The organism is Enterobacteriaceae bacterium Kacie_13 (assembly GCA_013457415.1).
Classification (GTDB): Bacteria; Pseudomonadota; Gammaproteobacteria; order Enterobacterales; family Enterobacteriaceae; genus Rahnella.
On record CP045665.1, the window covers coordinates 1,499,697 to 1,525,908 of the forward strand.

At 52.7% G+C, this 26,212-nt stretch carries 21 protein-coding genes; 10 read left to right on the plus strand and 11 right to left on the minus strand.

Translation table 11 applies throughout. From position 1 onward, the window contains the following. Nucleotides 1-103: 103 nt before the first annotated feature. From GE278_06870 to GE278_06880, 3 genes are read right to left on the minus strand one after another with little or no spacing between them, the layout of a single operon-like run. On the minus strand, nt 104-586 hold the full coding sequence (locus GE278_06870; GenBank protein ID QLK60501.1) for a kinase inhibitor: 483 nt from the start codon (nt 584-586) through the stop codon (nt 104-106). 37 nt (nt 587-623) lie between these two features. Further along, complete coding sequence (locus tag GE278_06875) at nt 624-1,319, minus strand: type 1 glutamine amidotransferase domain-containing protein (protein ID QLK60502.1); 696 nt, start codon at nt 1,317-1,319, stop codon at nt 624-626. A 41-nt stretch (nt 1,320-1,360) separates the two neighbouring features. Beyond that, nucleotides 1,361-2,398, minus strand: a complete 1,038-nt coding sequence (locus tag GE278_06880) for a zinc-binding dehydrogenase (protein QLK60503.1) — start codon at nt 2,396-2,398, stop codon at nt 1,361-1,363. A gap of 271 nt (nt 2,399-2,669) precedes the next feature. On the opposite strand from GE278_06880, the gene aphA reads away from it, so the two are divergent. Then, nucleotides 2,670-3,383 carry an acid phosphatase AphA gene (gene aphA / locus GE278_06885; GenBank protein QLK63224.1) on the plus strand — a complete coding sequence of 238 codons (714 nt, stop codon included), beginning with the start codon at nt 2,670-2,672 and terminating at the stop codon, nt 3,381-3,383. Between the two features lie 117 nt (nt 3,384-3,500). On the opposite strand, the gene GE278_06890 is transcribed toward aphA, so the two are convergent. After that, a complete protein-coding gene (locus tag GE278_06890) occupies nt 3,501-4,496 on the minus strand; it encodes an ABC transporter permease (protein QLK63225.1) in 996 nt (331 codons plus the stop codon). An 11-nt stretch (nt 4,497-4,507) separates the two neighbouring features. Further along, the gene (locus GE278_06895; GenBank protein ID QLK63226.1) at nt 4,508-5,989 is read right to left on the minus strand and encodes an ATP-binding cassette domain-containing protein; all 1,482 of its coding nucleotides are present in this window, start codon (nt 5,987-5,989) and stop codon (nt 4,508-4,510) included. 1,068 nt (nt 5,990-7,057) lie between these two features. Here GE278_06895 and GE278_06900 point away from each other — a divergent pair. Together GE278_06900 and GE278_06905 are read left to right on the plus strand one after the other, a co-directional pair. Continuing rightward, entirely contained in the window at nt 7,058-7,399 is a 342-nt protein-coding gene (locus GE278_06900; GenBank protein ID QLK60504.1) for an alkylphosphonate utilization protein, read from the plus strand. A 112-nt stretch (nt 7,400-7,511) separates the two neighbouring features. Then, the gene (locus GE278_06905; GenBank protein QLK60505.1) at nt 7,512-9,374 is read left to right on the plus strand and encodes a peptidase M3; all 1,863 of its coding nucleotides are present in this window, start codon (nt 7,512-7,514) and stop codon (nt 9,372-9,374) included. A 74-nt stretch (nt 9,375-9,448) separates the two neighbouring features. Here GE278_06905 and GE278_06910 read toward each other — a convergent pair whose 3' ends face one another. Next, nucleotides 9,449-10,078, minus strand: coding sequence for a flavin reductase family protein (locus GE278_06910; protein QLK60506.1), 630 nt, complete (start codon nt 10,076-10,078; stop codon nt 9,449-9,451). A 204-nt stretch (nt 10,079-10,282) separates the two neighbouring features. Between GE278_06910 and rlmF the strand changes: the two genes are divergently transcribed. Further along, on the plus strand, nt 10,283-11,248 hold the full coding sequence (rlmF, locus tag GE278_06915) for a 23S rRNA (adenine(1618)-N(6))-methyltransferase RlmF (GenBank protein ID QLK60507.1): 966 nt from the start codon (nt 10,283-10,285) through the stop codon (nt 11,246-11,248). 337 nt (nt 11,249-11,585) lie between these two features. After that, nucleotides 11,586-12,890: a PAS domain S-box protein gene (locus tag GE278_06920; GenBank protein ID QLK60508.1), complete on the plus strand. Its 1,305-nt coding sequence runs from the start codon at nt 11,586-11,588 to the stop codon at nt 12,888-12,890. 159 nt (nt 12,891-13,049) lie between these two features. Here GE278_06920 and ybiO read toward each other — a convergent pair whose 3' ends face one another. The 5 genes from ybiO to GE278_06945 form a co-directional block, all read right to left on the minus strand. Then, nucleotides 13,050-15,272 carry a mechanosensitive channel protein gene (ybiO, locus tag GE278_06925; protein QLK60509.1) on the minus strand — a complete coding sequence of 741 codons (2,223 nt, stop codon included), beginning with the start codon at nt 15,270-15,272 and terminating at the stop codon, nt 13,050-13,052. A gap of 208 nt (nt 15,273-15,480) precedes the next feature. Further along, nucleotides 15,481-16,203 (minus strand): glutamine ABC transporter ATP-binding protein GlnQ, encoded by a 723-nt coding sequence (gene glnQ, locus GE278_06930; GenBank protein QLK60510.1) that lies wholly within the window; start codon nt 16,201-16,203, stop codon nt 15,481-15,483. After that, a complete protein-coding gene (gene glnP / locus GE278_06935) occupies nt 16,200-16,859 on the minus strand; it encodes a glutamine ABC transporter permease GlnP (protein QLK60511.1) in 660 nt (219 codons plus the stop codon). Before glnP ends, glnQ begins: the two co-directional genes overlap by 4 nt. Before the next feature lie 106 nt (nt 16,860-16,965). Further along, complete coding sequence (glnH, locus tag GE278_06940) at nt 16,966-17,709, minus strand: glutamine ABC transporter substrate-binding protein GlnH (GenBank protein ID QLK60512.1); 744 nt, start codon at nt 17,707-17,709, stop codon at nt 16,966-16,968. 409 nt (nt 17,710-18,118) lie between these two features. Then, nucleotides 18,119-18,385, minus strand: a complete 267-nt coding sequence (locus GE278_06945) for a DksA/TraR family C4-type zinc finger protein (protein QLK60513.1) — start codon at nt 18,383-18,385, stop codon at nt 18,119-18,121. Between the two features lie 517 nt (nt 18,386-18,902). On the opposite strand from GE278_06945, the gene GE278_06950 reads away from it, so the two are divergent. From GE278_06950 to GE278_06970, 5 genes are all read left to right on the plus strand, one after another. Then, complete coding sequence (locus GE278_06950) at nt 18,903-19,862, plus strand: KpsF/GutQ family sugar-phosphate isomerase (GenBank protein QLK63227.1); 960 nt, start codon at nt 18,903-18,905, stop codon at nt 19,860-19,862. A 120-nt stretch (nt 19,863-19,982) separates the two neighbouring features. Beyond that, a complete protein-coding gene (locus tag GE278_06955) occupies nt 19,983-21,131 on the plus strand; it encodes a capsule biosynthesis protein (protein ID QLK63228.1) in 1,149 nt (382 codons plus the stop codon). Between the two features lie 54 nt (nt 21,132-21,185). Then, on the plus strand, nt 21,186-22,862 hold the full coding sequence (locus tag GE278_06960; GenBank protein ID QLK60514.1) for a polysialic acid transporter: 1,677 nt from the start codon (nt 21,186-21,188) through the stop codon (nt 22,860-22,862). After that, nucleotides 22,862-24,901 carry a capsular polysaccharide biosynthesis protein gene (locus GE278_06965; GenBank protein QLK60515.1) on the plus strand — a complete coding sequence of 680 codons (2,040 nt, stop codon included), beginning with the start codon at nt 22,862-22,864 and terminating at the stop codon, nt 24,899-24,901. The genes GE278_06960 and GE278_06965 overlap by 1 nt, the downstream gene beginning before the upstream one ends. A gap of 37 nt (nt 24,902-24,938) precedes the next feature. Beyond that, nucleotides 24,939-26,210, plus strand: coding sequence for a capsular biosynthesis protein (locus GE278_06970; GenBank protein QLK60516.1), 1,272 nt, complete (start codon nt 24,939-24,941; stop codon nt 26,208-26,210). Nucleotides 26,211-26,212: the final 2 nt, after the last annotated feature.

The following is a 26,212-nucleotide window of genomic DNA, read 5'->3' on the forward strand; positions in this document are numbered from 1 at the left end:
AAGAACATTTATTCTTTTTTTCAATGTCGCGACGAAGGCCGCAATAAAAAAACGGTGGTCAGCAAAACTGACCACCTTTTCTGGTTCTTTTATACCACAGGAATCAGCTATATATCACTGTCAGTGATGCTTTGCCGAGGGTATGGAAATGCACATTGAAGCCGAGATAGGCGCCGCTGGCCTCTTCATTGACTTCAAGCTGCTCTACATCGATGGCATACACGGTGAAATGATAGTGGTGATGCTCCCCCTGCGGAGGCGCTGCGCCGCCGTAACCGGCTTTGCCGAAGTCAGTACGAGTTTGCACGGCACCGGCAGGTAAACCGCCTTTACCGGAGCCTGCGCCCTGCGGCAGCTCGGTGACGTCAGCCGGAATATTGGCGACGCCCCAGTGCCACCAGCCCGAGCCGGTCGGTGCATCGGGGTCATAGACGGTTATCACAAAACTTTTGGTGCCTTCCGGTGCGCCGGACCAGGCCAGATGTGGCGAAAGATTCTCGCCGGTGTAGCCCATTCCGTTGAAGACCTGCTTCTCCGGCATTTTCTCGCCGTCGCGCAGATCGTTGCTGGTCAGTGTAAATGCCATAAAACCCTCATCTGATGGTGTGTTGTTATCAGTCAGATTACTTGGCGACTTCGCCTCCGCCCAGCATTTTCAGTAACGCCCTGGCGACGGCAGTGGAAGAGGCCGGATTCTGACCGGTGATAAGTTTGCCGTCGGTCACCGCATACGGATGCCAGTCGGCCGCTTTACTGTAATCGCCGCCGTGTTTTTTTAGCTCATCTTCTACCAGGAACGGCACGATGTCGGTCAGACCCACGCCGTCTTCCTCGCTGTTGCTGAACCCGGTGACACGTTTGTCTTTGACCAGCGGCGTACCGTCTTCGAGCAGCACATTGCGCAGAACACCCGGCGCATGGCAGACCGTGGAGACCGGTTTACCCGCCTTCCAGAATGCCTGAATTAATGCGATAGAATGCGCATTTTCTGCCAGATCCCATAACGGACCGTGACCGCCCGGATAAAATACCGCATCGAAATCACCGGCTTTCACGTCTGCCAGTTTTACGGTGTTCGCCAGCGCGTGCTGTGCGTCTTTATCTTTACGGAAACGGTCGGTGGTCTCAGTCTGTGCATCCGGCTCATCGCTTTTCGGGTCCAGCGGCGGCTGACCGCCTTTCGGTGAAGCCAGCGTCAGCGTTGCGCCCGCATCCAGAAATTCGTAATACGGTGCGGTAAATTCTTCCAGCCAGAAGCCGGTTTTCTTACCGGTTTCGCCGAGTTTATCGTGCGATGTCAATACAATCAGTAATTTCATGTTACCTCCTGTGGACGTGAACAAGGCGTTGTTATCAGCAGTCAGTCCTGCCCTACACGTACAACCAGTTTGCCGAAGTTTTTCCCCTCAAGCAGTCCGAAGAATGCCTGTGGCGCGTTTTCCAGACCTTCAACTACATGTTCGCGGAATTTCACTTTCCCGGCTTCAAACCATTCACTCATCTGTTTTGCGAATTCAGGATAACGGTGGCCATAATCATCAAAAATGATGAAGCCCTGCATGCGCATGCGTTTCTTAAGGATAGTTCCGGTCAGCAGCGAAAGGCGATCCGGGCCGTCGTTAAGACCAGTGGCGTTGTATTGCGACACTAAACCGCACACCGGAATGCGTGCTTTGGTATTAAGCAGCGGCAAAACGGCGTCGAATACGGCACCGCCGACGTTCTCAAAATAGACGTCGATACCGTCCGGGCAGGCGGCTTTCAGGCGTTTATCCAGATCAGGAGCGCGGTGATCCAGACATTCATCGAAACCAAAATGTTCGACGGCGTAGCGGCATTTTTCTTCGCCACCGGCGATGCCTACTACGCGACAGCCTTTGATCTTGCCGATTTGTCCAACCAGCGAACCAACGGGGCCGGTTGCCGCAGCCACCACCAGCGTTTCGCCGGGTTTAGGTTCACCGATATCCAGCAGCCCCATAAAGGCGGTGAAGCCCGGCATCCCAAGCACGCCAAGCGCCAGCGAAGGCTGTTTTAGCGCCGCACCTTCCAGCTTCTTCACGGATTTGGCATCAATGACCGAATAATCCTGCCAGCCGGTGCTGCCGACCACCAGATCGCCGGTTTTAAAATCCGGGCTGTGAGATTCCACCACGCGGGACACCGCGCCGCCGGTCATCACATCATCAATTTGAACCGGTGCGGCGTAAGAGGGCGCATCGCTCATACGCCCGCGCATGTACGGGTCGAGTGACAGCCACACGGTGCGAAGTAAAAGCTGGCCATCTTTGGCCTGCGGTAAAGGGGCTTTTTCGAGGCGGAAATTATCGTCAACGGGTTTACCGTGAGGGCGTGAGGCCAGTACGATGCGGCGGTTTTCGGATTGTAATTGAGGCATACCTGTTCCTTTCCGTTTATGTATAAGAGAGCTAAAACTCGAAACAATAGGGAATAAGTATAGGCCGCATAATCTTGTTTGAATGAAGCCTCTGATGCTCTGCGGCAATAAGTCAGACGATTCTCCCCTAAAGTGTGATCATCATCTTTTCCTATGACACCCGCCGAGAAAACCCTTTCACTCTGAAATATACGCAGGTATGTTCGGTAAGATTTTTGACCAGTTGCTCCACTTTATCTTCAAGATTAATAAGCATAAAAAAGGGATCATGATGCGTAAAACCACTCTGGCACTGAGTGCCATTTGCCTGCTGCTCAGCCTCAATCACTCCGCTATTGCCAAAGAGTCCGCCCCTGCGCCACTCTATCCGGGCGTCAACGTGGCCCAGCTCGCAGAGCAGTCGCCGGTTCACTGGGTGTCCGTCGCGCAAATCGAAAACAGCCTGAACGGACGCGCGCCTCTTGCGGTAGGTTTTGATATCGATGACACCGTGTTGTTCTCCTCGCCGGGTTTCTATCGCGGCCAGCTGGAGTTTTCGCCGGGCAAACAGGATTACCTGAAAAATCCGCAATTCTGGGAGAAAATGAACAATGGCTGGGATGAGTTCAGCATGCCGAAAGAGGTGGCAAAAAGCCTGATTGCGATGCATCTCAAACGGGGCGACAGTATCTACTTCGTGACGGGGCGCAGCGAAACCAAAACCGAAACGGTCACGAAAACCTTGCAGGATGATTTCCAGATCCCACAAGACAAAGTTAATCCGGTAATTTTCGCGGGTGATAAAGCGGGTCAGAACACCAAAACGCAGTGGCTGAAAGACAAGCAGATCAAGATTTTCTACGGTGACTCTGACAACGACATTACCGCCGCGCAGGCTGCCGGTGCCCGTGGCATCCGCGTACTACGCGCCTCTAACTCCAGCTATAAACCTCTGCCGCAGGCAGGCGTCTATGGAGAAGAAGTCGTGGTACATTCAGAGTATTAATAGTCTCTGATTCTGCGATTTCACCTTTTAAATTCCTGTGAGAGTACGCAGGTCTGGTAACTCCGGGATAAGGGGCCGGTCAGCGAGGAAAGGAGTTTCCTCGCTGACCGGAATTGCTTATCGTTTCTGAATGTAGGTCAACGCCAGCGCCACCGCCAGCACCAGTCCCTTAATGATATCCATCGCATAATAGGGCACCGACAACATCACCAGCCCGTTAGACAGAACGCCCAGAATTACTGCACCGAGCAGGGTTCCCAGCGCATTCGGCTTGCCGGATCCGGCCAGCGAGAACCCGATATACGCGGCAGCCACCGCATCCATCAAATAACCACCACCGGCATTTACTTGCGATGAGCCAATGCGTGATGCCAGCAAAATACCGCCCGCGCCCGCGAGGACGGAGGAAATCACGTAAGCGATGACGCGGTAACGCGCGGTGCGGATCCCTGCCAGACGTGCTGCCAGCGGATTTCCACCGATAGCGTACATGCGGCGACCGTGCTTGGTCAGCGACATAAACAGTTGGACGGTAACCGTCACCACGGCCATGACAACTACGATCACCGGCACCTGACCCAGCAGACTAAACGCCGCCGGTACAGTGCCTTCGGCCATGTCGCCATTTGGCAGCACCATGTTTTCGGTAATCGAACCACCATAACTGTACGTCATCGCCGCACCCTGAATGACGAACAGACTGGCGAGCGTGGCCAGCATGTCCGGAATTTTCAGTATGACGATCAGAAAAGCGTTGAACAGACCGACCAGCGTACAGAGCGCCAGCGTGATCAGAATGGCTTCTGTGGTGCCAAAGCCGTGCCAGACGAACATCGAAATCACCAGCGCATTCGCGAGCGAGGCGGTCGAACCGACCGATAAATCAAAGCCGCCGACTGAGAGCGAAATCGAGACACCGATGGCAATCACCGTCACGATGGCGATAGAGCGCAGAATGTTGATGATGTTCGACGGTTCGAGGAAGTTGTCCGATGCCACGCCAAAACCGGCGATCAGCAATACCACGGTCAGCAACATGCCCCATTTATACAAAAACTCGAACAGCTGATGACGCCAGGGCTGGCTGACTTCGGGTACGCTTTCTTTACTCACCACGGCTTTGTTCACGCGGGTGTTCCTCCGGTTGAATAGACTAATAAGGTTTCTTCGTCGACGTCTGCGGCATCCAGTTCGGCCACGATACGGCCGTCCCATAACACCAGAATACGGTCACATAAACCGACCAGTTCGGCGAACTCACCGGAAGCATAAATAATGCCTTTTCCCTGTTGCGCCAGGCCGTCAATCAGCCTGAACACGTCCGTTTTGGCTTTGATGTCCACGCCTTTGGTCGGTTCGTCGAAGATCAATACCTGACTCTCACTGCGCAGCCATTTTCCGATTGCTACTTTTTGCTGATTACCACCGGAAAGCCTTGCCAGCTTCTGCATCGGCCCGGAAGCGCGAATACCTAAGCGGCCAATAATATTTTTTGCCCACGACAGTGACTGACGACGGTTGAAAATACTCCAGCGTGAGAAGGTATCGTCGGCGGTGACGCTCAGGTTCATCGGAATATCCTCATCGATAAAAATCCCTTCCTTGCGCCGTTCTTCCGGCACTAACGCCAGCCCCTGTTCCACCGACAGATGCGGTTCTTTCGGCTTCCACGGTTTGCCATTCAGTTCACCGCTTTCTACCTGGCTCGGCGTCGCGCCAAACAGCGCTTTGCAGAGTTCGGTTTTTCCTGCACCGGCAAGCCCGGCGATCCCAAGGATTTCGCCCCGATGCAGCCGCAGAGAGATATCGCGCAGTTTATCTTTATCGTGCATCCCGTGAATTTGCAGCAGCGTTTCCCCGTTGTGCGGCGGGCGGCGGGGTGGATAAATATCATCGAGCTGATGGCCGATCATTTTCTCAATGATGTGCTCGTTGCTCAGGCCATCCATGCTGTCATCGCTGACCAGACGCCCGTCGCGCAGCACGGTCATACGGTCACAGATATCACGCAGTTCGTGGATGCGGTGGGAGATAAATACGATAGCCATGCCTGCGGCTTTCAGCTTGCGCACCAGCGCGAACAACCTTGCACTTTCCGCCTGATCGAGCGGGGCGGTCGGTTCATCGAGGATCAGGAACCGGCACTTATGCGATAACGCCCGTGCCAGCAAAATCAGCTGTTTCTCCGCCAGCGTGCAGCTTTCAATACGCGCGCGCAGACTGATATTCAGCCCGAGCTGTGTGGTCAGCAGCTGTGCCTGATGATAAAGCTGCGGCCAGTTATGCAGATGCCCCGGCTCCGAAAGCCGGTCGAGCATGATGTTTTCAGCGACGTTCAGCGTCGGTACCAGTGCAACGTCCACTTCCTGCTGGACCAGATGAATTCCGTGATCACGTGCCTGATGCGGAAGCCTGATATTCACCGGCTGGCCGTCGATGGTTATCTGCCCGGTGTAATGGTCGTGGGTGCCGGACAGCACCGCCATGAGTGTCGATTTACCCGCACCGTTCGCGCCGACTAACGCGTGGACGGATCCACCTTCCAGCGTGAAATCAACCTGGCGCAGGGCGGGAAAACCCGCAAATGAAATCGAGATATTGCGCATCTCAAGAAGGGAGGAACTCACGCTTGGATTGACCTTTTGATAGACGGATGGGGGGTTAGACGTTTAGCCGTCTGTAAGCTTTTAATTGCAAATTTTTAACATATTGGGGGGATTAAGCAAGGGATTAAATGGGATAAGTAAGAGAGAAAAGTTCTAACCGGAGGGATTAAGTCAAATTCAACGTCAAGACCTTGGGCTGCCGCCCAAACTGGCCTCAAGGGGGGCTTATCGCCGCCCCCCTTAAGAATCCCAGGCTCTTTAAAACACGTGCCATGCAACCCGGCTCTGTTTCAGAGGCCGCAGCTATTCCCGCAAAATCCCGCCGCTGCGCGGTGCCCTCCGTTCGGGTTACAACCCGCGCAAAATCGCGCGGTTTTCCACCTCTCCTCCGGCGCGATTTTTGAACGCGGTCAGAGGCTTTCAGGTCACAACTTGACCGGCTCGGATCACATGAAAAGCAAAACACTGCCCAATTTTTACGGGTTTGTTTTTAAAAATGGTGGGTGGCGCGATAAAAAAAACCTGCTGAACGGAGCGGCTTCGAGACCTTAGGCTCGAAGACCGAGAGAAGGCACCGCGCAGCGGCAGGGTTTTGCGCCACACGCTGGAGCCAAAGAACATGTCCATCGTTCCAGCGAAAGCGTGTTTAAAAAGCGGGGAGGGATCCAAGGGAGGGAAAGCACTTCCCTCCCTTGGTCGGTTTCGGCGCAGGGGATTAAGCGATCGCTGCAATTGAGAAACCGAAACATCCCCGGCTCTGTTTCAGGAACGCCGCCACATGCGGAAGTACCAGAACATGTCTATCGTTCCAGCGAAAGCGTGTTTAAAAAGCGGGGAGGGATCCAAGGGAGGGAAAGCACTTCCCTCCCTTGGTCGGTTTCGGCGCAGCGAGTTAAGCGATCACAGCGCGTAAGAAACCGAAATATCCCCGATCGGCTTTTAAGGGGAAATAACTGAAAATACTCTCCCGGCTATCAAAATTTGCGATTAAAGATTAAAATACCCCTACTAAAGTATTTTAATCATGATTTAAATGGCTTTTTTGAAAGCATAATATGAGGTTTTATTATGGAAACGTTACCAAATTGTCCTACTTGTAAGTCCGAATTTACATGGCAGGATGGCGATATGCTCAATTGTCCTGAATGTGGGCATGTCTGGCCATTGGCGGGTGACGCAGCCGCAGAAGACGACGTGCTGAAAGTTATTGATGCCAACGGCAATCTCCTGGCTGATGGCGATTCCGTTACGGTAATCAAAGACCTGAAAGTGAAAGGCAGTTCTTCAATGTTAAAAATCGGCACTAAAGTAAAAGGCATTCGCCTTTGCGAAGGCGATCACAACATCGACTGCAAAATTGATGGTTTTGGCCAGATGAAACTGAAATCCGAGTTCGTTAAAAAGAACTGATCGAAAAACACCGAAACCTGATAGCTAAACGCGGTTTTGACGTATCGACAGAACCGCCGCTTAAACATACACTCAATGCATAATCTCGTTAACTTTCAGCAGAGAAGATTGCATGAAACAGGCTCAGGACTACCTTAACGCCCTCAACCACGATTACCTTAAAGTACATCAGGACAAAGAAAATTTGTTCTGGCAAAACTATATGGGCATCGGTGATGACAACGTCGCCGAAGCATTCTCCGCCGCTGAAACCGCCTACAAACGTTTTATCGCCGAACCTTCCCGCCCGGCGCAATTACGCAAAATCATCGCACAACTCGAAAACCAAAAATCAGACACAGACAGTGACGCGTTGCTTCATGGCCTGCGCGGCTGGCTGAGTTTCTTCGACTGCAATGTAATTGAAGACCCTAAAGCGCAGGCGTTGATGGATGAAATTATTCAGGCCGAATCCGCGTTATTTGGTAAGCGTAAGCAGTACCGCATGACGCACATCAACAGCAAAGGCGAACGCGTTAGCGCTTCGCTTGGGGAGTTGCTGACCAACCAGGCGAACAACGAAAACGAAAGTTATCGACGCAGTTCGCAAAATGCATTGCGTGAACTGGAAGAGTGGCTGTTACATAACGGTCTGCCGGAGCTGATCGGTCTGCGTAACCGTTTTGCACGACAGCTCGGCTACCGCAACTATTTCGACTATAAAGTGAATAAAACCGAGCGTATGACGCCGGAACAGTTATTCGCTATCCTCGATCGTTTCGAAGAACAAACCCGCGAGAGCAATACGCGCAGCCTGAATGAGCTGGTCTCGCGCGAAGGCGATGCCGCGCTGCTCCCGTGGAATATTCGCTTTGCCAGTGCCGGTGACGTCACCCGTCAGCTTGATCCTTACTTCCCGTTTGCAGATTCCCTGCGCCGCTGGATTGACAGCTTTAAGCGCCTGAATATCGGTTTTAACGGGGCGGATATGCAGCTTGACCTGCTGGTGCGCGAAGGCAAATACGAAAACGGCTTTATGCATGGTCCGGTTCCACCGTTCTTTGATAACGGTAAGTGGGTACCTGCGGTGATCAACTTCACCAGTCTGGCAAAGCCTGATCAGATCGGCAGCGGTGCCAGCGGCCTCAATACGTTGTTCCATGAAGGTGGCCACGCGGCGCACTTCGCTAATATCCGCCAGAATGCGCCATGCTTCTCGCAGGAATTCCCGCCGACGTCGATGGCCTATGCCGAAACGCAATCTATGTTCTGCGACAGTCTGCTTGATGATGCCGACTGGCTGAAGCGTTATGCGAAAAATGCGGCCGGTGAATCCGTGCCTGATGAACTGATCCGCGCCAATATCGAAGCCCGCCAGCCTATGCGCTCATTCAACGAGCGTCACATTTTGCTGGTGCCGTATTTCGAATGGCAGCTGTATCAGTGGCCTGATGAAAAACGCACGCCGGAAGCGATGATTGCACTGGCGCGCGATATCGAGACCCATATTCTTGGCGTGACCGGCAGTCCGCGTCCGACGCTGGCTATCCCGCATCTGCTGTCGATGGAGTCTGCCTGTTCATATCAGGGCTACCTGCTGGCGATGATGGCCGTCGAACAGACCCGCGCGTTCTTCCTCAAACGCGACGGCTACCTCACGGATAATCCGGCAATCGGCCCCGATCTCGCCAAACATTACTGGACGCCTGGCAATAGCGTGAGTCACGACGAAACGCTGCGCAGCCTGACAGGTGAAGGGTTCAATCCGGCGTATCTGGCGCAGGCCTGCAATCAGACTGTCGATGCAGCGTGGCAGGACGCGCAGCAGACCATTGCGCTGGCCTCCAAACGCGAACAGCCGGAAGCAGATTTTGACCTCAATGTGCATATCCGGGTGATCGACGGCAAACGCATTCTGGCCGACAGCGCCGATGGCGACGAGGCGATGTGTCAGGATTTTGCGGACTTCGTGGAACAGAACTATCCGGCAAAATAATAGCCTGAATGCCTCAAAATAAAAACCGCCGACCGGCTTAAATCCGGCGGCGGTTTTTTATTGTGCGGGCGCGATCAGCGGGCGTCGGGGCGGATTAAATCAAAGCGTAACTCTTCTGAAATACCGTAATAGGCGGAAGGGCCACCGGCACGTAATACCGGTTCGGCGAGGGCGGTCTGATAGATGCCGTCCACCAGTAAATGTGGCGCGATATGTACGGCAACCACTTCACCCAGCACCAGCCAGGTATCAATATCGCCACCGGCGGCAGTTTTCAACTGAATGCACTGCGTCAGCTTACATTCGAAATTGACCGGGCTTTCCAGAACGCGATCCGCGGCGACGATTTTTCCCGGTTGCGGTGTCAGACCGGCGAAGTCGAACTCGTCGTTACCGCGCGCCAGCGAAGCCGAGCTTTCATTCATTTTTACCGCCAATGCTCGCGTCGTCAGGTTCCAGACGAATTCACCGGTTTCGACGATATTCGCCACGCTGTCTTTCCAGCCACTGCTGGCGAAACCAATGATCGGTGGACGATAATTGAAACAGTTGAAGAAGCTGTAGGGCGCGAGATTACGCTGGCCTGCGGCATTGCGGGAGGAAATCCAGCCAATGGGGCGCGGACCGACAATAGCGTTGAGCGGGTCGTGCGGCAGACCGTGACCGGATGCGGGTTCGTAATAATAGCGATCATCAGCGTTCATGATTTTCCTCTGGCAATGTATTGATTTAGTTTCTTAATACCAGATTACCCATTTTGCGCGTGGATTGGCGGTTTTTATGTGCCCCGCCGGTGGGCATCCGGCAGGCGGCGACGGTTTGTGGTATCTTGTGCGGCAATAAATGAATATCCCACGCCCCATCGCATGTTTTATGCGTCGCGCACACCTTTTCGGAGAGTCACTCAGGTGGAAAAAAAGAAAGTCTTCCCTCAGGAAAAAAGCGGTCTTCACCCGCGAAATCGTCATCGCAGCCGCTATGATTTCCCGGCCCTGATTGCCAACAATCCCGATCTGGCGCCGTTCGTCACTGAGAATAAATGGGGCGATTTGTCGGTTGATTTCGCCAATGCACAGGCAGTTAAGGCGTTGAACCGCGCATTGCTGCATGACTGCTATCAGATTGAAAATTGGGATATTCCGGCTGATTACCTTTGCCCACCGATCCCAGGACGTGCGGATTACGTGCATCACCTGGCTGATTTGCTGGCGAGCAGCAACAACGGCAATATTCCGCAGGGCAAAGATATTTCCGTGCTGGATATCGGCGTTGGCGCGAACTGTATTTATCCGATTATCGGCCTGCGCGAATATGGCTGGCGCTTTACTGCCAGTGAGATCGACCCCGTCTCTATGGCAGCTGCCAAGAAAATTGTGGCGACCAACCCGCAACTGACCAATCAGGTACGTTTCCGTTTGCAGGCGAAACCGCCACGGATCCTCGATGGAATTATCCGCAACGACGAGCGCTATGACGCCGTGCTGTGTAACCCACCATTCCATTCTTCAGCAGCTGATGCGGCTTCAGGCAGCCAGCGTAAGCGTCAGAATCTCGGTCTGGATCGCCGCCCAACGTCTGAGCTGAACTTCGGTGGTCAGCACAACGAACTGTGGTGTGAAGGCGGCGAAGAAGCCTTTGTGGCCCGTATGGCGGAAGAGAGCGCGGGTAAAGCGCAGAACTGTTTCTGGTACACCGTGCTGGTTTCTAAAAAAACCACGCTGCCGTTGCTGTATGACGCGTTAAATGAAGAAGGCGTAACGGATATCCGGACCATCGAAATGGTTCACGGCAACAAAATCAGCCGTTTTGTCGCCTGGACGTTCCTGACGCCATCACAGCAAAAAAGTTGGGCAATTAAACGCTGGTCAGTTTGATCACGACGTAAAATGAAACATTCCAGCGTGTTCATCTGTTCATGAGCACGCTGGAAAAATAGTCCGGTCCCCCCCTTTCTTTTTGAGTGGATTAAATTATGCTTAATTCACTATAAAAAAGCTTATTAGTTATCAAAGTAATGATTCTTTGCGTTATTTTATTATCACAGCATTGTTGATTGTGTTGGTACCTGCCTGAAACCCACCCAGGGGTCAGACTAATGTTTCGCAGAGTATTGGTAACATCACTAATACTCTGCGGACTTAGCGTGTGTTTATATTTCAATTAATGTGTTTACGCATTAATTCACGTTATCAGCCACAGGGTGTCTGTCCTATGCAATTATTCTCTCATCAATTTAGTACGGCATGGCGTGAAAAATTCTCGGCTATTCAACAAGCCGTTCCAATGATTGCCTTCACTCCTGATGGCGTAGTGCTTGAGGTCAACGATCTTTTCCTCAACGGCATGGGCTATAGCCGGCAGGAGGTCATCGGGCAGCCCCACCGAATATTTTGTACCCCGGAATTCGTCGCCAGTGATGCATACCGGCTGCATTGGGAAGGGCTGAAGCAGGGAAAGTCAATCAGCGGGAATATTAAACGGGTACATAAAAATGGCAACATTCTCTGGCTTGAAGCCACTTATATTCCGGTGAAAAATAAGCAGGGAAAAGTCACTGAAATAATTAAAATAGCCAGCGACGTTTCTGAACGGGTAAATGAATCGCATGAGCATAATGGCATTTATCAGGCACTAGAACGTTCCATGGCGCTCATTACCTTTACTCCGGATGGCCACATCATTTCTGCAAATAATAATTTCCTCAAAGTCATGGGTTATTCTCTGCAACAAATTAAGGGCCATTCTCATTCGATGTTTTGTCTGCCGAAATATCGTGACTCCCATGATTACCGCAATCACTGGCAACGTCTGAAAAACGGTGAGTTTATTCTCGGGCGTTTCGAGCGCATTAATGGCCGCGGCCAGAGTATCTGGCTGGAAGCCAGTTATAATCCGGTGATGGACGATGATGGCAGGGTGCTTAAAGTGGTCAAAATCGCACAGGACATCACCAACCAGATGACTCAGCAGCGTCAGCAGGAAAGCATGATGACGCACGTTCACGAACTCTCTCTCTCCACAGATAAAACCGCTGCCGAAGGTGTCACCATCGTTCAGAAAGCGGTGGAAGATATGCAGGAAGTTGAGGCGTTAGCGCGCCGCACGTCCGACATCATCGGCCAGCTCGGCCAGACATCAGAACGTATCGGCGAGATGGTGGATACCATTCGACGGATTTCCTCGCAAACCAATTTGCTGGCCATCAACGCCACCATTGAAGCTGCCCATGCCGGGGAGCAGGGCAGAGGTTTCGCCGTGGTCGCCGGAGAAGTGCGATCACTGGCCGATCAGTCCCGAAAAGCGGCCGTCGAGATTGACCAGCTGACGCAGAACATCCGCGAAGGCGTCATGGCCGCGATTGACGGCATGGGCAACTGCGTTAACCGCGCAGGCGGTGGCGTTGCGCTCAGTCGCAATGCGGGTGATGTTATTAATCAGGTGAATCTGGGGATGCAGGATCTGGTGCGGATGATGGCGGATTTTTCGGTGATCGCGGGGGAGCGGACCAGACACTAGACTGGCGGCCAGACCGGGCTGTAGCGTTGTGAGCCATTTGAAAATGGCGGAAATTTTTATGAAGAATGACGGAGGAAATTTCGGTTTCTAAATAACAGCAAATCCCATGTGATCACTGCAATTAAGAAACCGAAATATTCGTAATCATTATTCAATCCGCTATTGCGCAGCACCCACATTGATCCCCGGCTGCGTCCCATCGCCACTATAAACCTGAACTGCCTGCCTCGGCATCTCAATTCCCGCCTGCGCGAAGTGATTCTTCACCAGCCGGTCAAGTGCATACTGCACCGTCCATTGTTCCAGCGCCTTGGTTCGCACCAGCACACGCAGGGTGAAGAACTGATCGCCTAATCCCACGACGCCCTGATAGGTCGGCTCGCCGAGCAGCAGCGGTTTGATGTTTTCATCCTGCTTCAGCGCTTCGACGGCTTCACGCAGCACAGCGTTGGCTGCATCCACATCTTCGTTTCGACTGACGTTATAACTGGCGCGGTACACGCCAAACTCACGTTCGTAGTTGGAGAGCGTGGTGATCGAAGAGTAAGGGACGATGTGATAGACGCCGTATATATCGCGCAGGCCAATCGAACGGATGGTCATACGCTCGACGGTGCCGCTAATGCCCATTACCGTTACGTATTCACCGGTATTCATGCCGTTTTCGAACTGAATGAAAATCCCGGTGATCACGTCTTTCACCAGTGTTTGCGCGCCGAAACTGACCGCCAGACCGAGGGCACCGGCACCGGCCAGCAGCGGGGCAATGTTCAGCCCGACCTGCGACAACATAATCATAATGGTGATGGTACAAATCACAATGGCCAGCACGTTGCGAAACAGTGTTAGCAGTGTGCGCTCACGGGCGCTTGGGCGCGCACCGTTGCTGAGTTCCTGCGCCAGACGGTGTTCGATGACACTGGCCAGCAGTGTCCAGGCGACAATCGCGAAGCACAGAATAAATAGCATGTGTCCCAGCCCGCTAATCACCTTCTCGCCGGTCTCGGTCATGAACCATTTGTTGAGGTTAAAGATCTGCCACGCATCGAGCAGGGAGAGCGTGACGCTCAGCACCACCAGCACGCGGATGATTTTAAGACCTGCGGGAATGTAGGAGTTAATGCGTTTTTGCAGCAACGGATAGCGCCGGTTGATGTCATCGGGCAGGGTGATGCGGCGGCTGATCCAGCGCGAGAGCAGGCCGGAAATGAGTGCGCCAAGGCCGATAATCACCAGGCTTTTGATGGTAGCGGCCATCATAAAGCGCAGGCTACCGGCGAAATCAAACTGCGAGAGAAAGAACAGTACGACAAAATAACTGACCGCCAGCAGGTGCCAGACATGGCCGAGTGCGCGCAGGATCACGCTGAAAAACGCCATCGATCTTTCAGCCAGCTGATTGAATTCATGATGGATAGTGCGGCGGTTATGCAGGATCAGCCAGCTGGCGTAAATCGTCAGCGCCAGCATTACCACGAAGTTCACCACAGCGGCGGTAGTGTAATTGATTTGTGTGGCGACCACCGGCACGCCGACCATCAGCGCATAGCCGATCAGGCCGCTCACCCATGCCAGACGGGTATTCCAGTAGCGGGCCGTGACGTCAGCCAGCGGGAAAGGGCGCAGATAACCGAAGCCGGGTGAGAAGATCAGCCGCAGGACGGCTTTAAAGAATTCGATCACCGCGAAGGCACTGAGGAATAACGCCTGTAAACGTGCAATCAGCGGGCTGCCGCCGTTGACGTATTGGGCAAATAAATTACCGGCAGCGACGGTCAGCAGTAAAATGCCGAGATCGACCGCGAACGCACCGATGATACTTGCGGGCAGTTTGTACCAGTGTGTCTCTTTCATCCGCGCATGATTTCCCCAGCGGCCAAGGCGCAGGTACAGCGGGCCAATTAGCCGGCGGATCAGATGGAAGAATGCAAAGGTCACAGCGACGGTCAGCAAAAAATAGCCCAGTGCGGGGAAGAATCGCGCGGCATTAAAATGATGCTGAGGGCCGGAATTGATGGTGTCTTTCAGCGTCTGCACGCGTTTCATAATCCCGGAAGCCGTCTGCTGAGTGGTATCCACCAGCTGGTCAATCAGCGAAAGCTGTTCGGCCTGGGGTTCATTCATTTTGGTTTCTGCGTTTGCTGTTGCTGGTTCAGCGCGTGCGGCTTCACGCAGATGAGTGATCAGTTCGGTACGGGCTTTGTCATCCTGAAGAATATCGGCAAGCGCGGCGTAAGAGGCTTTTTGCTGATCGCCCGCAGCCGGTTTCTCTTCAGCTGCCTGACTGAAGGCGCTGAACAAGGCGAGGGTGATAAACAGCAGAGCCGAAAATAGATGTGTATGGATGCGGTGAGCCAACGGAGTCCTGTCGTTATGCGGCATTGTTCCTCTCTCAAAATGGCGGTTAATCGAAGTCGTACAACCCTAAGGGTAAAGCAACGGTAACCGTATTGTAGATAATTTGTGGCAAAACGTTGTGGGGTGACGTGCCATCGGCGGGGGGAGTGGGGATTAACAGTACAAATATAAAGGTCGCTGCAACAGCTCCTCCCCTTAGCAGGAGAGGAGCTAAGATCCAGCGACTTGTGCCTTAAGAAACGTGCTGCAAGAACTCGCGTAAACGCTCACTCGGTGGGTTATTCACCAGATCCGCCGGTTTACCGTCTTCCGCAATGCGGCCTTTGTCGATGAAGATCAACCGTGAAGCGACTTTCTCAGCGAAGCCCACTTCGTGGGTAACGATAACCATCGTCATGCCTTCGTCTGCCAGCTGTTTCATCACAGTCAGCACTTCATGACGCAGTTCCGGATCGAGCGCTGAAGTAGGCTCATCAAACAACATCAGTTTAGGTTTCACCGCCAGCGCACGGGCAATCGCCACACGCTGTTGCTGTCCGCCAGAAAGCTCCGAAGGATAGTGATGTGCGCGCTCAGACAGCCCGACTTTTGCCAGCAATTCTTTCGCCAGTTTATTGGCTTCTTCTTTTGATGCACCACGGACGCGGATCGGGCCAAAGGCCACGTTTTCCAGCGCTGTCATGTGTGGGAAGAGGTAGAACTGCTGGAAAACCATGCCGGCTTCCTGACGGATCAGCCGTTCATCGACTTTCGGATCATTGACTTTCAGGCCATCAACGATGAGATCGCCGGAGGTGATTTCTTCCAGTTTGTTGATGCAACGCAGCAGTGTGGATTTCCCGGAACCTGATGGCCCGATAATAACCACGACTTCACCCTGAGAAATATTCAGATCGATGTCGTGGAGCACCTGGGTTTTGCCAAAGTGTTTTGAGACGTTCTTAAATTCAATCATATAATTTTCAGTTTGCGTTCTAAGCGGCGCAGAACAAAGCTCAGAGCCAGCGTGATGATCAGATAAATAACGGCAACCGCACTCCAGATTTCCATCGCGCGGAAGTTACCGGCGATGATTTCCTGGCCCTGACGGGTCAGCTCGGCGACACCGATGACGATAAACAGCGAGGTATCTTTGATACTCACAATCCACTGGTTACCCAGCGGTGGCAACATGCGGCGCAACGCCAGCGGCATGATGATGTAACGCAGGGTCGCGCGGCGGGACAGGCCCAGCGCAAGACCGGCTTCACGAAAGCCATTGTGAATTGACAACACGGCGCCACGCGTAATTTCAGCGATGTACGCACCGGAGTTGATCATGATGGTAACCACTGCCGCGCTGAAGGGATCGATACGCAGATCGGGGACCATCATCGGCAGGGCGAAATAGATGAACATTACTTGTACTACAATAGGCGTACCGCGAATGAGCTCGATAAAGACCAGTGCGATATGGCTGCTAACCCAGCCACCAAACGCGCGGGCAAAACCCGCAATCACACCGATAATCAGACCGCCAACCAGACCGAGGACCGAGATCCACAATGTCATCTTGGCGCCTTCGAGCAGGATAGGCAGAGCGGGCCAAATTACGCTCCAGTCAAACTGCATGGATTTTCTCCTGGTAAAACAAAACTGCGCCTGAACTGACGATGTCGTGCAGGCGCTTTATCTCAAGTCATACATCTATAAAAGGAACGACTTAAATGAACGACGCTTATTTAGGTTCGGTATCAAACCATTTTTTATAGATTGCTGCGTAGGTACCATTCTCTTTGATGGTTTTCAGCGCGGCGTTGGCTTTCTCACGCAGTTCGCTGCCCTGTGGGAATGCGATGCCGTATTGCTGGCCAGCCAGTGAATCGCCAACCGCTTTGAACTGACCTTTGCCGGCAGTTTTAATGAAGTAAAGGATGTTCGGGGTGTCATGCATTACCGCATCCGCACGGCCTGTACCCAGTTCCATGTAGGCGCTGTCGATGTTCGGGAACTGACGCAGATCTTTGGTCTGCACGTTGGCTTTCATGTAGTCAACGGAGCTGGTGCCGCTTTTCACTGCAACCACTTTGCCTTTCAGATCATTCACGCTTTTGATGGCGTCGTTGTTGCTCTTAACCATCACCATCAGGCCGCTGTTGTAATAGCCGTCAGAGAAGTCGATCGCTTTTTTACGTTCAGGCGTGATGGTGATACCCGCCAGCGCCAGATCGATATTGTGAGTTTGCAGAGCAGGGATGATGCCGCCGAAGTCCATTGGTTTCAGTTCATAAGAGACTTTCATCTCTTTAGCGACCGCGTCCCACAGGTCGATATCGAAGCCGACATATTTGTCGCCTTGTTTGAATTCAAACGGTACAAACGCAGTGTCGGTAGCTACGATCAGTTTTTTGTCTGCTGCGTGTGAGCTAACGGCAAAGGCCAGAGTCAACGCGGCCAGGGAAACTTTTAAGAGTGACTTCATCAGTGAATTTCCTTTGTACATATTATGGGAACGATCTTATGTTACGACGCTTTAATGCAAAAATTATGCCAAAATTTATGCTTGCTAAAATTCAATGGGTTAACGGCCGGCTGAACCGATAAAGCAGTGAACTGAGAGGTTAATGCACTTACGTGGTGCATTGTTACACTTTGCAATGTTCTCTAGTGGTGCAGCGCTTTATCATTAACCAGATGTTGTATTTTAAACAATCATTAATTAACAATTACGCTGCGCAAATGATAACTCGCTCTAACTTTTTCAGAACGTGAGCAAAACTTGTGCTCAATTTTGAAGCAGATGTTAAGGAGGGGAACCGGATATTCACGGGGGAAATTACTTCGGTTGAACCATAATGGTGCAACCCTTTTTAAGGGAAACTCAGGGGATTTTAACGAAGCTGGCTGTCTTTACTGCCGCGACGATTATATCCCGCGTGATCCTGCTGTTTTTTATCGAGCGCAGCCTGACAGGTGACACAATACTGCACGCCCCTGAGCGCCATTCTGCGTGCTTCGGGAATAGGTTCACCACATTCATGGCAAAGTTCGGCACTTTCGCCATGACCTAATGCCTGACGTGCACGATCGACCGCATCGTTTACCGTGGAATCAATCTGATCTTGAACTGCGCCATCTTGCGCCCATCCGCTTGCCATAATGACCTCACTGTTTATGCGACTGATTTATTGAGAAAAATCCAATTTGTTTACATTTCAACCAGTCGAAAACTTTGCCATATACAAATAACTATCTGTTATATAACAAACTATTGATATCAGCTGGCTGCGGGGAAACCTTAATTATAGTCAATGTTTTCCTAAGAATCGTCCGATAGAGTTTGTGTTATTTCGTGCTCTATGTTAAAAAATGCATCGATTGAGTGAATGTGTTTCCATTATTTATCACACGTATGAATTTGTGTGTTTTTTCGCTAATGTGTAAATTTTTTAACCAGCTGAGAACACACAACTTTACGGATGTGCATCCGTCGACCCTCATTCAATTTCTCATACTGCATCGCAGTAGCGACCGGCCAGACCATGAAATGGACTTCTTCAGGGCACATTTTACTTGATCGGCTAACCATAATGAGTAACCACTCGGGCAGTGGCTTTTGAGTGTGTTTTACCCAATCAGGGCATTAACGTGGCAGATAATCAGGTAGTTGGCGGCATAACGGGCGCTTCTATACAACCCGGTCTGATTGACTCAGTGCGCAGTACGCTTTCTGAGCAGGCTGAGGCACTGCATCGTCTTTCGACTCAGCTCGACAGCCAGCAATACCAGCAGGCACTTAAGCTCATCATCGAATGCAAAGGCCATGTCATTCTTTCGGGTATGGGTAAATCCGGCCACGTGGGACGAAAAATTTCCGCGACGCTGGCGTCTACCGGTACTCCAAGCTTCTTTATTCATCCCGCTGAAGCCTTCCATGGCGATTTGGGCATGATCACCCCGTACGATTTGCTGATTCTCATATCAGCCAGCGGGGAAACCGATGAAATCCTGAAGTTAATTCCTTCACTGCGCCAGTTTGGTAACCGCATTATTGCAATTACTAATCAGAGCGACTCGACGCTGGCGAAGCACGCTGACGCCACGCTTGAGCTGATGATGGAAAGTGAAAGCTGCCCGAACAACCTGGCACCGACAACGTCGACCACGCTGACCATGGCGATTGGTGATGCGCTGGCCGTGGCGTTGATCCGGCAGCGTAAATTCCTGCCCACCGATTTCGCCCGCTATCATCCTGGCGGTTCTCTCGGACGCCGTTTGCTGACCCGCGTTTCGGACGTGATGCAAACTCAGGTTCCCACCATTGGGGAGGAAACCGGGTTTCGTCAGGTTATTTCAGCCATTACTTGTGGCTGTCAGGGAATGGTGGCGGTCAACAATGCACAGCAGCAACTGGTCGGGATTATTACCGACGGCGACTTACGCCGTTATATGGAAAAAAGTGCACAGCTCGACAATGCCTGTGCCGCAGACATGATGACCCGTTCGCCGCTGACCTTACCGGTGGACATGATGATCACCGACGCAGAAACACTGATGCAAAAGCACCGTGTCTCCGTGCTGCTGGTGACCGATAAAGAGAATAACGTCGCAGGGCTGGTCCGAATCTTCGACTAAAAACATTACGCACCGTGATCCATTTTCAGGGGATACATGAGCAGTTTCACGGTACTTTTAATAAAGCACGATGTTAAAACGTGCTAATTGTCATGATGATAAGAAATGTTTATTGAAAAATTGAAGTCCGCATGGCCCGGTGAGCACATTGCCCGGGTTCGTCGATCTCCTCTCCTGAGTTTGGCTACGCTCAACCAGAATCTGGGCAAAATCATCATTGGCTTGCCGATGGCGTTGCTGATCGTCTATTTGCTGATTTTCAGTCATCCGCGTTATCTCAGTGAATCCACCGTTGCTATCAAAAGTTCAAATGACATCAGCGGCAGCAGCCTGAATGTTGGTTTGCTGCTCGGTGCCGCCAATCCCAGTACGGCCGAAGACGCGATGTATTTGAAAGAGTATATCAACTCGCCAGATATGCTCGCGGTGCTGGATAAACAGCTTAATTTCCACGAAGTCTTTGGTCAGAGCGGCCTGGATTTCTTCTATCACCTGCCAAAAGATTCAACCCGTGAACAGTTCCTCAATTATTACCGCGACCGTATTTCCGTCACTTACGATGACAAAACCGGTCTGCTGACCATTGGCACGCAGGGTTTTACCCCTGAATTTGCCGAGCAGTTCAACAAAGCGGTATTGAAAGAGTCAGAACGTTTCATCAACGAAATCTCGCATAAAATCGCCCGCGATCAGCAGGCGTTTGCTGAAAATGAAATGCTGCAGGCGCGTGCGCGTCTGAACACCAGCAAAACGCAGTTACTCGCCTACCAGAACCAGAATAACGTCCTCGATCCTGAAGCGCAGGCTATCGCGGCCACCACGCTGGTGAATACGCTGGTCGGCCAGAAAATTCAGATGGAAGCTGAGTTACGTAATCTGCTGACGTACCTGCGTGAAGATGCACCGCAGGTCATCAGTGCACAGAATGCGATTACGTCACTGGGCAAACAGATCGATCAGGAAAAAAGCAAAATCACCGCACCGGATGGCCATAAGCTCAACAGTATGGCGGTGGATTTTGAAGAGATTAAGGCCAAAGTTCAGTTCGATACCGATCTCTACAAGCTCACGCTGACGTCAATTGAAAAGACCCGCGTTGAAGCTGCGCGCAAACTTAAAGTTCTGTCGGTGATCAGCTCGCCGCAGCTGCCGCAAGAATCCAGATTCCCGAATATGCCTTACATGATTGCGAGCTGGCTGCTGATCTGCTGCCTGCTGTTCGGAACGATCAAATTATTGCTGGCGGTCATTGATGACCACAAAGATTAACGCGGTTTGTTCCGCTATCCCTTTTAGCCTGAAGAATCGCACACAGAGCTTGTTATGAAATTATTGAAGTCCATTTTGATTTTACTTGCCTGCCAGTTAACACAGGCCCATGCCGTCGGGATTAACGCCGATCCGAATATGACCGGCGCTGCGCCATTGCCGGGTTTCCTCTCGGGGCAGACTCAGCAGACCACCTCTGACAGTGGTTTCGATGACACGCCGCGTCCGGCTGCCTCGGCGGTGATGAGCCGCATGTTTGGTGCGCAGCTGTTTAACGGCGGTGCGGCCTCGGATAACGGCGCAAGCATCGGCTTTAACCCGAACTACATCATCGGGCTGGGCGATCAGGTACAGATCCGCCTGTGGGGCGCGTTCAACTTCGACGGCGCATTAACCGTTGATCCGAAAGGTAACATCTTCCTGCCGAACGTCGGCCCGCTGAAAGTAGCCGGTATTTCCAACAGCCAGCTGAACAGCGTGATCACCACCAAGGTGAAACAGGTGTATCAGGCGAACGTAAATGTGTACGCCTCACTGCTTCAGGCGCAGCCGGTAAAAGTGTTTGTGACCGGTTATGTCACCAATCCTGGCTTATACGGCGGTGTGGCGTCGGACTCTTTGCTTTCGTATCTGAGCAAAGCGGGCGGGGTGGATACCGAGCGCGGTAGCTACGTGGATATCGTGGTCAAGCACAACGACCGCGTCCGTTCGCGTATTAATCTTTATGATTTTCTGCTCAACGGCGATCTGCGTCTTTCGCAATTTTCCGACGGCGACACCATTGTGGTCGGTCCGCGTCAGCATACGTTCAGCGTAGATGGTGACGTCTTCAACAGTTATGACTTTGAATTCCGCGACAGCACCATTCCGGTTAGCGAAGCGCTGAGCTGGGCGCGTCCGAAACCGGGCGCGACGCACATGACCATCATTCGCCAGCAGGGCAGCATGAAACGCAGCGAATATTACCCGCTGAGTTCTGCGCCAGGCCGCTCATTGCAGGATGGCGACAAACTGATCGTCAGCTCTGATCGCTATGCAGGAACGATTCAGGTGCGTATCGAAGGCGCTCACTCCGGCGAACACGCCGTGGTGCTGCCTTACGGCGCGACCATGAGCCAGCTGTTACCAAAAATTCGCACTAACAGTATGTCGCAGATTAACGCTATCCAGCTCTATCGTCGCTCGGTTGCCCTGCGCCAGAAAGAGATGCTGGATGTGACGCTGCAAAAACTCGAAGAGGCCTCGTTGTCTGCCCAGTCTTCCACTCAGGAAGAAGGCCGTCTGCGTATGCAGGAGGCTCAGCTGGTCAGCCGCTTTGTTAACAAAGCGCGTCAGGTGGTGCCGAAAGGTGAAGTGGTACTGAGCGAAGACAACTTGAATCAGGTGATTCTGGAAGATGGCGACGTCATCAATATTCCTGAGAAAACCTCGCTGGTCATGATCCACGGCGAAGTACTGTTCCCGAATGCGGTGAGCTGGCAGAAAGGTCTGAGCCCGGAAGATTACATCGAGAAAGTCGGTGGATTTACTCAGAAAGCGGGGAACTCCAAAGTCATCCTGATCAAACAGAACGGCGAAGCGCTGAATGCAGAAGATGTGAAAACGCTGCAACCGGGCGACGAGCTGATGGTTCTGCCGAAGTATGAATCGAAGAACATCGAAGTCACACGTGGTATCTCGACCATTCTTTACCAGCTGGCCGTGGCCGCGAAAGTGGTTCTGACACTCTGATGATTGGCATTTTCTCGGGCGGGATCGCACGTATCCCGCATCTTGAGCAGTTTCTCGGCGAGCCTGTTTGCAAGGTGTCGCTGGTGAGACCGCTGCCAGAAAACATCACTCAGGTCGCCGTGTGGGGCTATCGTCCTACCGGCACCAAAGCCGTGGCGCTGGCGGAGAAAAACGGACTGCCGGTGCTGCGCCTCGAAGACGGGTTTATCCGTTCTCTCGGGCTCGGAGTGACAGGTTCACCGCCGCTTTCCATGGTGCTGGATACGCAGGGGATGTACTACGACGCCTCGCGCCCAAGCTCGCTGGAAACGTTGGTTCACCAGCGGGAAGAGAACCAGTTATTGCATGAAGATGCACGTCAGGCGATGCAGATGATCGTCGGCGGGGATTTATCCAAATACAACCAGGCACCGGCGTGCACATTCACGCAGCCGCCGCAGGGCGCGGTGCTGGTGGTTGATCAGACCTTTGGTGATATGGCCGTGGTTCATGGCAACGCCGGAGCAGAACAGTTCGACAGTATGTTGCAGGCAGCGATAACGGAGAACCCCGGAGCCGAGATTTGGGTGAAGATTCACCCGGACGTGCTTCAGGGGAAAAAAGCCGGATATTTCAGTCAGATCGCGCAGCTTGCAAAACAGCAACCGCGCATCAGATTGCTGGCGACGGATGTCAGCCCGCAGTCGCTGCTGCGCCGGGTGAGCCGCGTTTATGTGGTGACCTCTAATTACGGTTTTGAAGCGCTGATGGCCGGTAAGCCGGTCAGCGTATTTGGCCAGCCGTGGTACGCAGGATGGGGGCTGACGGACGACCGCCACGCACAGTCGCCATCACTGAGCGCGCGACGCGGCGCAGCCACTCTGGAAGAGCTGTTCAGTGCGGCGTGTTTGCGTTACTCGCGTTATATCAACCCGGTTAACGGTCAGCGTGGCACGATTTTTGATGTCCTGAACTGGTTGCTGATGCAACGCCAGCATCACCAGCAGCGGGCAGGGCTCCTGTGGTCACCCGGCCTGACGTTGTGGAAGCGCAGTATTCTGGCTCCGTTTCTGCGCACCCAAAGTAACAAAGTGAATTTCAGTAAACGCTTCGCCGGTGAGTCGGCCTGCGTCGTGTGGGGCATAAAAGGTGAGGTGAAGTGGTCTGCTAAAGCAGAGCAACACCAGTTACCGCAGTGGCGTATGGAGGACGGTTTTCTGCGCTCGGCCGGTCTGGGCTCTGATCTGCATCCGCCGCTTTCGCTGGTACTGGATAAAACAGGTATTTATTACGATGCCACACGCCCGAGCGATCTGGAGCTGCTGCTCGGCAACAGCGACCTGACAGCGTATCAGCAGCAACGCGCTGCCGCGCTGCGCGGGAAGCTGGTAGCCAGCAAAGTCAGTAAGTACAACCTCGGTGCGGCTTTCACGTTACCCGCCGAAGCTTTTGGCAAGACAGTGATTCTGGTACCGGGGCAGGTCGAGGACGATGCGTCAATCCTGACCGGCACGATATCAATACGCACCAACAGCGGGCTGTTGCGCACCGTGCGCGAGCGTAACCCTGATGCGTACATCATTTATAAACCACACCCGGATGTTTTGGTGGGGAACCGGCAGGGGCAGATTCCAGAGGAAGATGTCCGCCGCTGGGCAGACAGTCAGGCGTTAGATGCTGACATTATTCAGTGCATTCAGGCCGCCGACGAGCTGCACACACTGACCTCACTGTCAGGATTTGAAGCCTTATTGCACGGCAAAAAAGTGGTGTGTTACGGCATGCCATTTTATGCCGGATGGGGGCTGACGCAGGATGAACATTCATGTTCACGCCGTACGCGCCGCCTCCGGTTAGACGATGTGGTCTATCAGGCGCTGATTGCCTACCCGTCGTATATCAACCCGCAAAGCCGGGAGCCCATTTTAGCGGAGCAGGCGGTCGAGTTACTTGCTGCAACGCCGCGGGCTGAGATGCAGTTCACAAGAATTAAAGCGGGCAGGATAGTCCGCTATTACAGAAAATTGCTCATGCTGATTCGGGTCACATTTATCAAGTGAATCAGTTCATTACTCTGTATTTATGGTGTAGATGAAAATGGACAGTAAAGCGCTGACGACATTACTTTCTGGAAAAAAGTATCTGTTGTTGCAAGGGCCGATGGGGCCTTTCTTCAACGATTTAGCACAGTGGCTGGAGTCACTGGGGCGGGAAGCGGTGAACGTCGTCTTTAACGGCGGCGACAGGCGTTATTCGCGCAATCGTGAATACCGCTTGTTCCTGGAGACCCCAAAAGAGTTTCCGACCTGGCTGAAAGAGACCTGGCAGGATTACGACTTCGATACCATCGTGTGTTTCGGGGATTGTCGTCCTTTACATCAGGCTGCTAAACGCTGGGCGCAGGCCAAAGGCGTCCGTTTCCTGGCGTTCGAAGAGGGTTACCTGCGTCCGCACTACATCACGCTGGAACAAAACGGTGTGAACGCTTACTCCGGCCTGCCGCGCGACGCCGAGTTTTATCGTCGTCTGCCACAGATGACCATGCCGGAGATAGAACACCTTAAGCCAAGCGCAGCTTCCCGCTACTGGCATGCGACCGCTTACTATCTGGCGGGCTGGCGTCACCGAAACGAATTCCCAAAATACCGCCACCATAAATCCTTTTCACCGTGGTACGAGGCACGTTGCTGGATCCGCGCCGCGTGGCGTAAGAAGCTTTATGCGTTTGATCAGCGCAATGTCCTCAGGCAGTTACAGACCGGACTGGATCAGCGTTATTTCCTGGCGATTTTGCAGGTATATAATGACAGCCAGATCCGCAACCACAGCCCGTATAAAGATGTGCGCGATTACATTAATGAAGTGATGCATTCCTTCGCTAAGAAAGCGCCATCTACCGAGTTTCTGGTGATTAAGCATCATCCGATGGATCGCGGCCATCGGTTATACGCGCCGTTGATCCGCCAGCTGGGCAAAAAATACGGTATCGCCAATCGGGTGATCTACGTGCATGACCTGCCGATGCCGGAGCTGCTGACGCACGCCAAAGCGGTGATCACCATTAACAGTACGGCGGGGATCTCAGCACTGATCCATAATAAGCCGCTGAAGGTGATGGGCAACGCACTGTATGACATCAAAGGCATTACCTTTCAGGGACATCTGAACCAGTTCTGGTGCTCCGGATTCACGCCTGATATGAAGTTGTTCAAGCAATTCCGTCTATACTTGCTGAAGAATACCCAGATTAATGCAGTGTTTTATGGCGGGTATAAGAAAGACAAAGCGGCTATTGCGGATTCGCAATACAAGCCGGTATTTATCAGTGAGAAACTGGTAATTAACTACATTAAGCGACAGCTTTCCTGAGA